The 13,687-nt window shown below is 54.4% G+C and carries 12 protein-coding genes; 5 read left to right on the forward strand and 7 right to left on the reverse strand.

The features are described from left to right. Window positions 1-31: 31 nt before the first annotated feature. On the reverse strand, window positions 32-1,249 hold the full coding sequence (locus ACI2J2_RS06230) for an ROK family transcriptional regulator (RefSeq protein ID WP_209633163.1): 1,218 nt from the start codon (window positions 1,247-1,249) through the stop codon (window positions 32-34). Window positions 1,250-1,408: 159 nt separating this feature from the next. Beyond that, window positions 1,409-2,299 (reverse strand): LysR family transcriptional regulator, encoded by an 891-nt coding sequence (locus tag ACI2J2_RS06235; RefSeq protein ID WP_209633161.1) that lies wholly within the window; start codon window positions 2,297-2,299, stop codon window positions 1,409-1,411. A 146-nt stretch (window positions 2,300-2,445) separates the two neighbouring features. Between ACI2J2_RS06235 and ACI2J2_RS06240 the strand changes: the two genes are divergently transcribed. Then, complete coding sequence (locus ACI2J2_RS06240; RefSeq protein ID WP_265556183.1) at window positions 2,446-3,711, forward strand: MFS transporter; 1,266 nt, start codon at window positions 2,446-2,448, stop codon at window positions 3,709-3,711. Window positions 3,712-3,873: 162 nt separating this feature from the next. Beyond that, window positions 3,874-4,812 carry a DNA replication terminus site-binding protein gene (gene tus / locus ACI2J2_RS06245; RefSeq protein ID WP_209634189.1) on the forward strand — a complete coding sequence of 313 codons (939 nt, stop codon included), beginning with the start codon at window positions 3,874-3,876 and terminating at the stop codon, window positions 4,810-4,812. On the opposite strand, the gene ACI2J2_RS06250 is transcribed toward tus, so the two are convergent. From ACI2J2_RS06250 to ACI2J2_RS06265, 4 genes are all read right to left on the reverse strand, one after another. After that, the gene (locus ACI2J2_RS06250; protein ID WP_404759686.1) at window positions 4,802-5,170 is read right to left on the reverse strand and encodes a VOC family protein; all 369 of its coding nucleotides are present in this window, start codon (window positions 5,168-5,170) and stop codon (window positions 4,802-4,804) included. The genes tus and ACI2J2_RS06250 overlap by 11 nt on opposite strands. Before the next feature lie 90 nt (window positions 5,171-5,260). Then, entirely contained in the window at window positions 5,261-5,950 is a 690-nt protein-coding gene (locus ACI2J2_RS06255; RefSeq protein ID WP_209633156.1) for a YafY family protein, read from the reverse strand. A 61-nt stretch (window positions 5,951-6,011) separates the two neighbouring features. Beyond that, the gene (gene fumC, locus ACI2J2_RS06260; protein WP_209633154.1) at window positions 6,012-7,409 is read right to left on the reverse strand and encodes a class II fumarate hydratase; all 1,398 of its coding nucleotides are present in this window, start codon (window positions 7,407-7,409) and stop codon (window positions 6,012-6,014) included. Between the two features lie 260 nt (window positions 7,410-7,669). Next, window positions 7,670-8,023, reverse strand: a complete 354-nt coding sequence (locus ACI2J2_RS06265) for a hypothetical protein (protein ID WP_404759687.1) — start codon at window positions 8,021-8,023, stop codon at window positions 7,670-7,672. A gap of 558 nt (window positions 8,024-8,581) precedes the next feature. On the opposite strand from ACI2J2_RS06265, the gene manA reads away from it, so the two are divergent. Together manA and ACI2J2_RS06275 are read left to right on the forward strand one after the other, a co-directional pair. Next, the gene (manA, locus tag ACI2J2_RS06270) at window positions 8,582-9,760 is read left to right on the forward strand and encodes a mannose-6-phosphate isomerase (protein ID WP_209633150.1); all 1,179 of its coding nucleotides are present in this window, start codon (window positions 8,582-8,584) and stop codon (window positions 9,758-9,760) included. Between the two features lie 141 nt (window positions 9,761-9,901). Next, window positions 9,902-11,425, forward strand: a complete 1,524-nt coding sequence (locus ACI2J2_RS06275) for a YdgA family protein (RefSeq protein WP_404759688.1) — start codon at window positions 9,902-9,904, stop codon at window positions 11,423-11,425. Window positions 11,426-11,472: 47 nt separating this feature from the next. On the opposite strand, the gene ACI2J2_RS06280 is transcribed toward ACI2J2_RS06275, so the two are convergent. Further along, on the reverse strand, window positions 11,473-12,624 hold the full coding sequence (locus tag ACI2J2_RS06280) for a serine hydrolase domain-containing protein (RefSeq protein ID WP_404759689.1): 1,152 nt from the start codon (window positions 12,622-12,624) through the stop codon (window positions 11,473-11,475). Window positions 12,625-12,726: 102 nt separating this feature from the next. Between ACI2J2_RS06280 and ACI2J2_RS06285 the strand changes: the two genes are divergently transcribed. Next, on the forward strand, window positions 12,727-13,650 hold the full coding sequence (locus tag ACI2J2_RS06285; protein ID WP_265556112.1) for a LysR family transcriptional regulator: 924 nt from the start codon (window positions 12,727-12,729) through the stop codon (window positions 13,648-13,650). The last annotated feature ends 37 nt before the right edge of the window (window positions 13,651-13,687 follow it).

Here is a 13,687-nt window from a genome sequence, read left to right on the forward strand (position 1 = left end):
TAGTGAGCGGGTATGGGGCGCGTATTTTGGCTTAGCCTTGCAGCAACTGCACCAACAGCGAGCCATTGTATAACGCTTCTTTTACCAGTGCGGCACCTGGCATGGTGCCCTTATTGAAGAACTGGGTAGATTCTACCTTCACATTTTCACTGTAAGCCGGCAGCGATTGTTGGCGGATACAAGAGGCGATTGCCGGATGAAGAATTTCCGCCGCCCGGTTCAACGGTGAACCAACCAGAATTTTTTCCGGATTGAACAGATTGACCATGATGGCCAAAATCCGGCCTACGCTGTGTCCCACCCCAAGAATGATGTCTTTAGCCAGTTGATCGCCCGCCATCGCGGCATCACACAATGACTCCACCGTCAGTGGTGCGCCATGCAAGCTTGAACTCATTGAGCTACCGAGGCGCTGCTGGGCGATTTCAAGCATGTTTTCGATACTGGCCACGGTTTCCAGACAGCCGTGGTTACCGCAGTAACAGCGTTTGCCGTAAGGATCGACCTGAGTATGGCCAATCTCTACCACACTGTGGCTGCCTGCATGCAGAACTCTACCGCCCGTGATCACGCCGGCGCCAACGTTGTGGTCGATCACCACCTGAATCACGTTTTGGCTGCCGCGAGATGCGCCGTATAAGGCCTCGGCCATTGTCCAGGCACTAATGTCGTGTTGCAGATAAACCGGTAGCCCGGTACGCGTTTCCAGCGCCGGTCCCAGGGGCATGTCTTTGACGTCGTAAAACGGCATGCGGTGCACCACACCAGAAACAGCGTCAACCATGCCTGGCAGCGTAATGGCGATAGCCGTCAGCCGCTCAAGCTTGCTTTGATGACGAATGAAGAATTGATCTACTTCACCGAGAATACGCTTTAGCAGGGGATCAGGGTGTTCGGCGGCCAGAGGCAACAGCTCTTCGACCACCAATTTGCTGCTGATATCACGCAGCGCCAGCGTAATGGTGCCACGGCTGATGCGAGCGGACAGATAGTGCCAGGCTTCGGTGTCCAGCACCAACCCCACGGCAGGACGGCCACGGCTGCCCACTTCCTGGTATTCGGTTTCTTTAACCAGATGCGCTTCCAGCAGTTCGCGAACAATTTTGGTGATACTGGCGGGAGCGAGCTGCGCGCGTTTGGATAATTCGATACGCGAAATGGGGCCCAGTTGATCGATTAACCGATAAACTGCCCCTGCATTTGTTTGCTTGATTTGATCAATATGCCCAGGCTGCCCAACAGCAATCACAAACCTGCTCCTACTATTTTTCGCGCTTCTAAATAAAGACTATCGGCTATGGTGGGGCTTTTGTAATACAGCGTCAACTATTTGATTCGTTATGTGATTTGCTGCACAAATTCACCCCACTTTCACTGCGGATTGTGTTTTATTTGCCCAGCCTGGCCTTCAGGTTAACAGCAATGCCATCAGCGATTTGGCCGCTGCGGTCAGTGGCCTTTGCCGGTGATGCACCAACCAAACTTCCGTCATGGCACCCGGTTCTGCCAACGGCAAATACTGCACGCCATCAATTTTAACGCGGGCGAAAGACGCCGGCAGAATAGAAATACCCAACCCGGAAGACACCAGACCGATAATGGTCATCGCCTCGCCAACCTCTTGCGTGATGTAAGGAGTGATCCCCGCTTTGGCCAGCAAGGATAAAATTTCGTCATGCAGTGCGGTGCCCACCTCGCGGGAGAAAAACACGAAGGGCTCTTCCGCTAAATGCTGAAAACGCAATGTGCCGGGTGCAACATGGGTTAACGGATGCCCTTCCGGCACCACGGCCACCAAGGGTTCACACAGCAAAAGCTGATGTTTCAACGCGTCTGGTAAGCGCGTATTACGCATAACGCCCAGATCCAGTTCACCATTAAGCAAGGGTTCAATCTGCTGTTTGGTGTTTACTTCGCGCATTTTGATATGCACCTGTGGGTGTTGCTGCCGAAAAGCCCGCAAACTGCGTGATACGACGCTGATAAATGGGGCTGAGGACGTGAAACCTATGGTTAGCTCCCCCAACTCCCCGCGTTCCAGTCTGGCCGCTTTCTCAGCCGCCCGGCCGACCTGATCGAGTACCTGATACGCTTCTTTCAGGAACATCTCCCCCGCCTGCGTCAGGCTGACATTACGGTTGTTGCGCGCCAACAAACGCGCCCCCACCATCTCTTCCAACGCCTGGATCTGCTGGCTAAGCGGCGGCTGTGAAATCCGCAAGCGTTCGGCTGCACGCCCAAAGTGCAACTCTTCCGCCACGGCAACAAAATAGCGCAGATGTCTCAATTCAATATTCATACTTTAAACGTCTTAATTTTAATTATTAATATATTAGACAAAAAACTGCCCTCTCCCTATCATTTTGTTAACCCATGAAGTGCTGAATACACCCCCACGTTCGGTAAGGAAAAACTGTGACAACCCCTGTGCGTTCTGCGGCCAGTATGCCGTCGACGCTGGCCGCCAACGACGATGCGGCTGCTGCGCCAAAAACCCAACGTTCCACCCTGAACAAACTGCCCTACATCGAACGCGGAACGCCGCAGTTTATACGCGTTACGTTGGCGTTGTTTTCTGCCGGTCTGGCGACGTTCGCTTTGTTGTATTGTGTGCAACCGATTCTGCCGGTTTTATCACAAGACTTTGGCATCTCCCCTGCGGAAAGTAGCCTGTCCTTGTCAGTATCCACCGGCTTGCTGGCGCTCGGTCTGATGTTTACCGGCCCGCTTTCCGATGCCATCGGCCGTAAACCGGTTATGGTCGTGGCACTCCTGCTGGCGGCAATCTGCACCCTGATATGCGCCTTTATGACCAGTTGGCAAGGCATCTTGTTGATGCGTGCGTTGATAGGGCTTTCATTGAGCGGTGTCGCTGCCGTCGGCATGACCTATTTGAGCGAGGAAATCCATCCCAGCTTTGTCGCTTTTTCTATGGGCTTGTATATCAGCGGGAACTCGATCGGTGGCATGAGTGGCCGCCTGGTGACTGGAGTACTGACCGATTTCTTCTCCTGGCGTGTATCACTGGCCGTGATTGGGTTATTTGCCTTGGCTGCCGCCTGTATGTTCTGGCGCATTTTGCCCGCCTCCACGCACTTTCGTGCCAGTTCACTGCGTCCACGCACCTTGCTGATAAACTTTCGTCTGCATTGGCACGACAAGGGATTGCCATTGCTGTTCGCCGAAGGGTTTCTACTGATGGGCAGCTTCGTGACCATGTTTAACTATATCGGTTACCGCCTGCTGTCTGATCCTTACCATCTCAGCCAGGCGATTGTGGGCTTGCTGTCGGTGGTGTACCTGACCGGCTCCTACAGTTCACCCAAAGCCGGTGCCATGACCAGCCGTTTTGGCCGCGGACCCGTGCTATTGGCTTCAACGCTGATTATGCTGATCGGGATTCTTATCACCGCACTGGCTCCGGTAGCGGTTATTTTTCTCGGCATGATGTTGTTCACCGCCGGTTTCTTTGCCGCCCACTCTGTCGCCAGCAGTTGGATTGGACGTCGCGCCCGCCGGGCCAAAGGCCAGGCATCATCACTCTACCTGTTCTGTTACTACGTAGGCTCCAGCGTCGCGGGTACACTTGGCGGTGTTTTCTGGCACAGTTTCGGCTGGAATGGCGTCGTGGCGTTTATCAGCGTGATGCTGCTGCTGGCTTTACTGGTCGTGCACTACCTGAAAAAACTGCCGGAAGCTGCACGCATTTAATCCCCTGTTCACCGCCTGCCCGCTATTGACTCTGGCGGGCGGTGACCTTGATTCCCCTGCCAGGCCTGGACCACTCGATGTTCACCCCGTCACGGTGGCTGATGTTGCCCTTTTGTTTGCCGCTCTCTTAATGTATGTTGTAACTAAAATGAGAGGTGAATGATGGACAAGTACGGTTTAATCGGCAGGATGAATGCTTGTTTCAATGAGCTGGAACAGGCGCTGGCCGCTCTCCACCAGCAGATCCTGCCGCTGCGCTTGCTGGCTGGCCGGGTATTCAGTCTGCCGGAGATCGAGAAAGGCAAAGAACATGCGGCTGTGGAGCAGATCGCCGTCGAGCAGCATCTTGGCCAGGCGGCACGTGATTTGGCGCTGGAACACGTCCAGCGGCTGTTTATCCATCACAACAAGCATAACGTCAGCAGCAAGGCGGCGGTACGCCTGCCCGGCGTGTTCTGCTTGGCGGTGGAACAACCGGAATACCGGGCGATACAGGCGCAGGTTGCTTTGATTAACCGACTCAAAGCCGAGCTGGAGCAGATTATCACCGTCGACTCCGGCCTGGCACCGGAGCAGCGTTTTGACTTTGTTCACACTCACCTGCACGGCCTGATCACCCTCAGCGCCTATCGTACCCTCACCGTTTTGACGAATCCGGATTCCGTGCGTTTCGGCTGGGCCAACAAGCACATTATCAAGAACGTGAAACGCGATGATATTCTGGCTCAATTGGAAAAAAGCCTGAAGGCTGGGCGTGCAGTTCCGCCCTATAACCGTGAGCAATGGGCCGAGCTGGTCGGCCGCGAGATCGAGGATGTCAGCCGTCTGCCGCAGCAAGCGACGTTGAAAATTAAACGCCCGGTAAAAGTGCAGCCCATCGCCCGTGTTTGGTATCAGCCGCAGCAAAAGCAGGTACAACACCCCTGCCCGCTACCGCTGATTGCCCTGTGCCAGGTTGAGCTCGGTGCCAAGGTGCCAAAGATTGGCGAGCTGCTCAATTACGACGCCGCGGCGGTCAAACACAAATACAAGCCAGACGCCAAACCGCTACGACTGCTGGTTAAACGGCTGCATCTTTATACCGACATGCCTACTCGCTGAGGCTGTAAACCCGCAGGCGGTGGCCGTCCGGATCGGTGGCGACAAAGCTGTAACCAAAGTCCAGCGTCACAGGTGGCTGAATTATCTCAAGCCCTTGTTCACACCACTGCGGGTAAAGCGCATCCACTTGCTGCGGCGTTTCGCACATAAAACCGATTTCTCCGCCGCCACCGGTAACCCTTGCGGCAGGCTCCACGGTATGTTTCGACCACATCGCTAATTTGAAGCCGTTACCCAGCACAAACAGCGCAAAGGTAGGCGAAAGTTCCACCGGTGCCTGCCCCAATAAACGGCGGTAAAAAGCAGCACTCTTTTCTGGGTTCTCAACGTACAGAAGGGTCATGTTCGGCATGGTCATCTTATCCACCTTAGGGCTGAGGGGAACCGGTTGGTTCCCGATAACCCAAGGCTAAACGGGTCTGCTGACAGTTTTTGGCAGCAGTGATGATTACTGCGGTGGGATGCCCTGCGCTTTATGCCACTCTTTCATCAACATGCGGCGGCCTCTCGGGTAACGCTGTTCCAGTAGCGTCGCCCGGTGAATGCGGTCGAGGCGGAAATGGCGAAAGGACTGGCGTAGTTCGCACCAGGCAACCAGCATTCGTGTCTGTTCAAAATACCCGAGCGCAAATGGCCACAGAATACGTTCACTGACGTTACCCTCGCGGTCACAGTAATCCACCGCGAGCTTACGCTCCTGACGGATGACGTCGCGAATCAGCACCAGCGTCTCATCCGCAACCTTCACTAAGTCCATCGGGCCAATCAGTAACGTACTGGCCTCCAGCTCATCGCGCAGCGTTGCAGGCAAAACGTCGGCGATTTTTGCCAACGCGTTATTGGCTGCGCCCGCCAGTTGGCTGTCGCCTCGTCGTCCTACCCAGCGCATCCCCAACACCAGCGCCTCTATTTCTTGTTGGGAGAACATCAGGGGTGGCAACATAAAGCCAGGCCGCAGCACATAGCCGACACCCGCCTCACCGACGATCTCAGCCCCCTGCTGTTGCAACGTGGCTATGTCACGGTACAACGTGCGCATACTGACCTTCATTTCCTGTGCTAACGCCTGGCCGGTGACCGGGTAGCGATGCCGCCGTAAGATCTGCATGAGATCGAATAAACGCTCGGTACGCGACATCCATTTCTCTCCATAAAAAAGGGCTTACCCTAAGTAAGCCCTGTGCAATGCAGACTATCAATTACTTCTTCATACTTCCAACCATCTCTTCTGGGCGGACCCACAGATCAAACTGTTCTTCCGTCAGGTAACCCAGCTTCAGCGCCGACGCCTTCAATGTCAGGCCTTCTTTATGCGCTTTTTTGGCGATTTCTGCGGCCTTGTCATAGCCAATATGCGTATTCAGCGCGGTCACCAACATCAGCGACTCATTCAGCAACTGGCTGATGCGGTCACGATTAGGTTCGATACCTACCGCACAATGCTCGTTAAAGCCTTGCATACCGTCGGCCAATAGGCGGATGGACTGCAAATAGTTGTGGATCACCATCGGGCGGAATACGTTCAACTCAAAGTTGCCAGAAGCACCGCCAATATTCACCGCCACGTCGTTGCCCAGCACCTGTGCGCACAGCATGGTCATCGCTTCGCACTGGGTCGGATTCACCTTACCCGGCATGATCGAGCTGCCTGGTTCGTTTTCCGGGATGGCGATTTCACCAATGCCGCAACGTGGGCCGGACGACAGCCAACGCACATCGTTAGCAATTTTCATCAACGACGCTGCCAGGCCTTTTAGTGCACCGTGGCCCTGTACCAGCGCATCACAGGTCGCCAATGCTTCAAACTTGTTGGGTGCCGTGACAAACGGCTGTTGCGTCAGCTCGGCCAGCGCCTTCGCAACGCGAACGGCGTATTCCGGATGCGTATTCAGCCCAGTACCCACGGCGGTGCCGCCCAGCGCCAGTTCGCAAATATGCGGAATGCTGTCTTCAATATGGCGCAGACTGTGCGCCAACATTGCTGCCCAACCGGAAATTTCCTGGCCAAGGGTCAGCGGCGTAGCGTCCTGCAGATGGGTGCGGCCGATTTTAACGATATCGCGGAAGGCATCCGCTTTGTCGCTCAAGGTTTTATGCAGCACGTTCAATTCGGGGATCAGATGCTCGCGCACAGCAAGCACAGCGGCGACATGCATCGCGGTCGGAAACACGTCGTTGGAACTTTGGCTCTTGTTGACGTCGTCATTCGGGTGCACCCGCCGCTCTTCACCGCGTACGCCCCCCAACAACTCACTGGCGCGGTTAGCCAGCACTTCATTCATGTTCATGTTGGTCTGGGTACCGGAGCCGGTCTGCCAGATTGACAACGGGAATTCATCTGTATGCTGATCCGCCAGTACTTCATCGGCGGCGCGGATAATCGCATTGGCCCGCTCGGCCGGCAGCAGTCCCAAATCCATATTCACGCTGGCCGCGGCGCGTTTGGTCAACGCCAGTGCGTGAATCAAGGCGGTCGGCATCTTCTCAGAGGAAATACGAAAGTGCTCCAGAGAACGCTGCGTTTGCGCGCCCCATAGCCTTTCTGCCGGCACTTCGATGGGTCCCATAGAGTCTTTTTCAATACGAACGGCTGCCATCACGATCTCCTTAGTACAATTCCTAAAAATGTACGATTACGCCAACGTACTTGAGCCCGTCAGCACACCCATCCAGTATAGTGACATAATAACTATTCGCATTAAGAGAGTTACCTCACAGCATTTTTTCTTCATTGTCTTAAACAGTGTGCGGGCATTATTTTTTAGCTCCCATTCTCTCCCCCTTCTTCTACCTCATAGTGCGGAATAATAAAAAAGCGCCATCTGGCGCTCTTAATATTTATTGCACGGCACACCTATTAATGGTGGTGTTGGTTATAGGCATTAATTCTTTGATCCTGCAGATGGTTGATTTCATCGTAGGCGTCCTGACGTTCATTGTGGCGGTACACCCCCACGCCGACAGCACCAGCCACCGCAGCGACGGGGTGAGCGACCGTTGTTGTCGCAACCGGAGCGGCAGTCACCACCACAGGTGCAGGTGCCACAACGACCGGCCGCGGTACAACAACCACGGGGCGAGGCGCCACAATCACCGGCCTGGGTGCCACCACCACGGGCCTGGCAATGCCATAGCCATATGCATGGGTAACAACGACAGCCGCATTAGCACCCGACGTGCACATAACCAGAACCAGTAAAAGTTTTTTCATCAGCGCCTCAGCGTTAAGTCATTATCAGAGAGTCGGTTTATTGGTCTGCACTGTATAGCGACGCCATTGGGTAATTTAAGCCATTTGTGTGGTTGCTGATAAAAACGAAATAATTATGATGAAAGATATATTCACCCGGTAATAATTCACGTCAGAAAACACAGATTGAAATATATTGGAGCATAATACTACGGCCAAAATATTTATTTCGGTATGCATGCCGGATTTACGCTGTGCCACAATAACAGGCTATTTATTCTACTTTCCCCCGCCCGGTGTTGTGCCACCCTGGCCTTTGTCAAGGGACAGGGGAATTGTGACTGTTGACGCTATCACGTTATACTTTGCCAGCCGCGGGGCAGCGGCACAGATGAGCCACATGTTTGATCATCCCCCCCTTTCTCGCCGTCGTTCGGGTGTAGGATGGAGCTCGCCTAATTTGTTTGTTTTAGCCTTTTATCCCCCCTGGCTTTCAACGTGCAGTGTGAAAACCAAAGGGGATAAATCAGTCAGCTACTTACCGTCACCCGGCGGCGAATGCAAAGGATGTTTATCAAGATGCAAAAAATGATCAACGCAGTGCAGAACTATGCGTGGGGCAGTCACGACGCATTAACTCAGCTGTATGGTATCGCCAACCCACAAGGGTTGCCGATGGCCGAGCTGTGGATGGGCGCTCACCCGAAGAGCAGCTCGCGCGTAGCGGGGTCCGACGGCAATTTGCGCTCACTGCGCGATGTCATTGATGAAGATCAGTCCAAGCAATTGGGCACCGACGTCGCCCGCCGTTTTGGCGAGTTGCCCTTCCTGTTCAAAGTGCTGTGCGCCGATCAACCGCTGTCAATTCAAGTGCACCCGAGCAAGTCTGCGGCTGAAATCGGTTTTGCCAAAGAAAACGCGGCGGGCATTCCACTGGATGCGGCCGAGCGCAATTATAAAGATCCCAATCACAAACCTGAGCTGGTGTTTGCCCTGACGCCATTCCTGGCGATGAACGGCTTCCGTGAACTGTCCGATATTGTTTCCCTGTTACAGCCACTCGCCGGGGCGCATCACGATATTGCCGCGTTCTTGCAACAGCCTGACGTCACCCGCTTATCAGCGCTGTTTGCCAGCCTGTTGGCGATGAGCGGTGAGCAAAAAGCGTTGGCGCTCGGCGTACTGAAAGCCGCGTTGAACAACCAACAGGGTGAGCCTTGGGATACCGTGCGCTTTATCGCTGGTTTCTACCCGGAAGACAGCGGCCTGTTTTCACCGTTGCTGCTGAACGTGGTTCAGCTCAAGCCAGGCGAAGCGATGTTCCTGTATGCCGAAACCCCACACGCCTACCTGAAAGGCGTTGCACTGGAAGTGATGGCCAACTCGGACAATGTACTGCGTGCCGGCCTGACACCAAAGTTCATTGATATCCCAGAATTGCTGGCTAATCTGCAATTCCGCCCGCAGCCGGCTGCCGGCCTGCTGACTCAACCACAAAAACGCGGCGATGAGCTCTTCTTCCCCATCCCGGTTGACGATTTCGCGTTCTCGTTACACGACCTTTCCGCTACTCCGCAGGCGCTGACACAAAATAGTGCCGCTATTTTGTTCTGCGTAGACGGTGAAGCCGTGCTGACCAAGCAAAACCAGCAATTGGTCCTCAAACCGGGTGAATCCTGCTTTATTGGCGCGTTTGAATCGCCGGTTAGCGTCAGCGGTTCGGGCCGAATCGCCCGTGTTTATAACCTGTTGTCGTAAACACTCGGTAAATTTCCGCAAATTGGTTGCTGAAAGAGTGGCTTACCTTCACAATTAAACGCCTGCGGGCGTTTTTTTATTGGCCCAAATTTGCCCAGCCACCTGCTTAAGACAGTTGGCTTAATAAGGATGAACAGAACTATGAAAAAATCGTTAGTCGCTGTTAGCGTCATTGTGGTTCTTGGCGCAGCATGGACCGGGGCTTCCTGGTACACCGGCAAACTGATCGAACAACGGATGGGTGAAGTGGTTGATAACGCCAACAGCCAACTCAAAGCCTATCTGCCAAAAGCCGGTGTCAAACTGGGTTACGAAAATTACCAACGCGGTATTTTCAGCAGCAAAATTCGCTATGTCCTGCGCGCTGACGGCAGCGTCACGACTGACGATGCGCCTCTGAAAGCCGGCGATGAAGTCGCGTTTATGGAAACCATCGATCACGGCCCGTTCCCGCTGGCCCAGTTGAAAAAATTCAACCTGTTACCGAGCATGGCGTCGGTGCATACCGAACTGGAAAACACCGCAGCAACTAAAGGTCTGTTTGAGATCACCAAGGGTAAATCGCTGTTCACCGCCGAATCCCGCATTTCTTACTCGGGCGACACCTCGTCCGCTATTGACGTGATCCCGCTGGATTACCAAAAAGACAAGTCAGCGCTGAAGTTCGGCGGTGCAACCATCAATGCCGATGTATCACGCGATATGAAAGCCATCACGCTGGACGCCAGCAGCGACAGCGCCGTGATCAGCGGCCCAAACCAGTTTGGTCAAACCGAACAGGTGCAGCTGCTGGGCGCTACGCTGAAAAGCAACACCCACGCAGGTCAGTTCGATCTCAGCCTGGGTAACCAGAATCTGGCAGTAAAACAGGTTAAGGTTGCCGTTGACGGTAAAGAAACGCTGACGCTGGACGGCTTTAAATTGGCAAGCCAATTCGGTGAGAAAGACAGCAATCTGAACGGCCAGATCGATTACACCATGGACGCGTTGAAGATCCAAAACAGCGACTTCGGCTCCGGTAAGTTGACGTTAAAAATCGACAAACTGGACGCAAAATCGCTGAAAGAGTTCGCCGACCGTTACAACCAACAAGCGATGGCGATGCTGCAGCAGGCACAAACGATGGATCCTGTGGCCTATCAGCAGCAAACCACCGATATCCTGCTGCAAAACCTGCCGCTGCTGTTGAAAGGCAACCCGACCATTAGCGTTGCCCCGTTGAGCTGGAAAAACAGCAAGGGTGAAAGCACCTTTACCCTGAATCTGGACCTGACCGACCCGGCGCAAGCTGGCTCACCGGCAGAGTCGCCAGACCAATTGATTGCCCGTTCAGTGAAAAAACTGGATGCAAACCTGAGCATTCCTGTCGCAATGGCAACTGAAATCACGTCACAAACTGCATTACTGCAGGGTTACAGTGCTGAAGAAGCTCAGAAACTGGCACAGCAACAGGTGCAAGGACTGGCAGCCATGGGGCAGATGTTCAAACTGACAACCTTGAAAGACGACGTGATTGGCAGCAGCTTCCATTACGCCGACAATCAGGTTGATCTGAACGGCAACAAGATGTCACTGCAAGAGTTCATCGGCACCTTCGGTCTGCTGGGGGCTCCAGCGGAAGACGGGGCCCCGGCTCAGGACGCCGTGCCGGCACCAGCCCAGTAATCCCCGTTCGAAAAGCATTGAGGCCCGCTTAGCGGGCCTTTTTATTGCTAAACCCCATACACCGCATCGCGGATCTGCTGCGGATAGAGCCCACTCATCCCCTCAAACGCCGTATTGGTCAACGCCACCACGCTCAATGCTGCCTGCGGATCGTAAAACCAACTGTGCCCATACACACCGCCCCACTGCAGAGTGCCATTGTGCTGTGGCGTCGCCGCCAACTGCGCGTCCACCAAGACCGCGCCACCAAAGCCAAAGCCCCAGCCCGGCCCCTGAATTTCGGCCTCTGCCCCAACATGGGGTTGGCGCATCAGTTCCGCCGTGGCCGGTTGCAAAATGCCGTCGCCGCCATTGCGCAATGTTTCCACCAGCCGCAGCACATCATCAGCATCACCGACCATACCGGCTCCGCCGGAGGCATAGGCCTGAGGATCAAGCCCGCGTGAAGGCGACAATTCGATAGCGAAGCCAAAGCCTTCCGGCAAGGCCAGCCGCATCCCATCATAAATGGGTTCTGGACGGGCAGCCGTATCCTGATAGGCCGTAGCCAGATTGTCGGCCTGAGCGGCGTGAAAACCGGTATTTCCCAATCCCAACGGTTGTGCAACCCAGGCATTGAATAACCGTGGCAGTGGCTCCCCCGCAACCTGCTCCAACACGGCCCCCAGCACGTCGATAGACAGAGAGTAATTAAACTCTCGGCCCGGCTCGGTCAGCAGGTCCGCCTGCGCCAACAGGCGCAAGTTCTGTTCCAGCGTCAATGACGACAGCGCCATACCGTCCTGAATGCCCAAACGCTGATATACCCCATCATCAGGCTGATTAAAGCGATAACTCAACCCGGCAGTATGGCTCAGTAAGTGACGGATTTTAATCTCGGGGTGACGACCGTCAGGCAACGTCGGCGTGAACCAGGGTAACCAACGGCTGACCGCATCATCCAAATTCAGCTTTTGCTGTTCGACCATGCGCATCGCCGCCAATGTGATGTAGGGCTTGGAGACTGACGACAGCAGGAATTGCGTCTCACGCCGCATAGGCCGCTGTTGCTCTCGATCGGCGTAGCCGTTGGCTTCGGCGTAAATGACGGTGCCGTGTTGCGCCACCAACACCACGCTGCCGACGATACGCTCTTCTTCAATTGCCCGCAGGCTGACCGCCTGAACTCTTTCTGCTAATGACTGATTCACTGTCGACATGTTTTATTGCTCTCTGAGGGGTAATAAAATCAGTCTAAAGTGATTATTATAAAATTAAATGCCGGGTTACTTAACGAATCATTAAGCAGGGATTATCGATAGATGAGCTCACTGTTGCAGTTACTGCCGTTTTTTGAAGCCGTGGCCCGGTTAGGCAGTTTTACCCAGGCCGCTAATCACCTGGGCGTCACCCCACCCGCCGTGTCACAAAACATTCAGGCTCTGGAAACACGTTTGGGTGTACGTTTGTTTAACCGTACCAGCAGGTCGGTTCGGCTAAGCGATGAAGGCCGTCTCTTTTACCAGCGAGTGGCTCCTGCTATGGGGCAAATAGACGTAGCTGCTGATGACGTCCGTAGCCTGCACGGCCGCCCTTCCGGTTTATTGCGTATTACCTTGCCGCAGCTGGCCGCGTCGTTACTGGTGATGCCTTATCTGACGGAGTTTCTGGCGCGTTACCCTGAGGTGCAGCTTGAGCTGTTTACCGACGACCATTTTTCCGATCTGGTGTTGGACAATTTCGATGCCGGTATCCGTATGCGTGCCATGGTGCAAAAAGACATGGTTGCGGTGCCGATCGACAAGGACCAACGGCGTGTGATCATTGCCACGCCGGGCTATCTGGCACAGCACGGCACACCGCTGACTCCCCAGGCACTGAGCGAGCATAACTGCCTGCGCTACCGCTTCCCCGGCAGTGGAAAATTTGAACCTTGGTACTTCAGGCAGGACGGCGGGCAGCTGACCCTTGAAGCCAGTGGCAGCCTGATCTTTAACGAGGACAGGTTGATTAAAGACGCCGCGCTGGCCGGTTTGGGCATCACCCAACGCTTTGCCAGCACCGTACAACACGAGCTCAATAATGGGCAGTTGGTGGAGATTCTGGCGGATTACAGCGGTGACTTCCCTGGCTTTTTCATCTACTTTCCCGCCAATCGGCATATGCCGCTCAAGCTGCGGGTATTTATTGATTTTATGCGTGAAAAACGGGCTCAGCAGCATAACCCCCACGCCTTAAGGCAATAACCAATTTCATCGAAGGCGAAAATGGTCAGGTAGCCCA

The sequence above is a fragment of the Serratia sp. NPDC087055 genome, from assembly GCF_044900985.1.
Taxonomy (GTDB): domain Bacteria; phylum Pseudomonadota; class Gammaproteobacteria; order Enterobacterales; family Enterobacteriaceae; genus Serratia.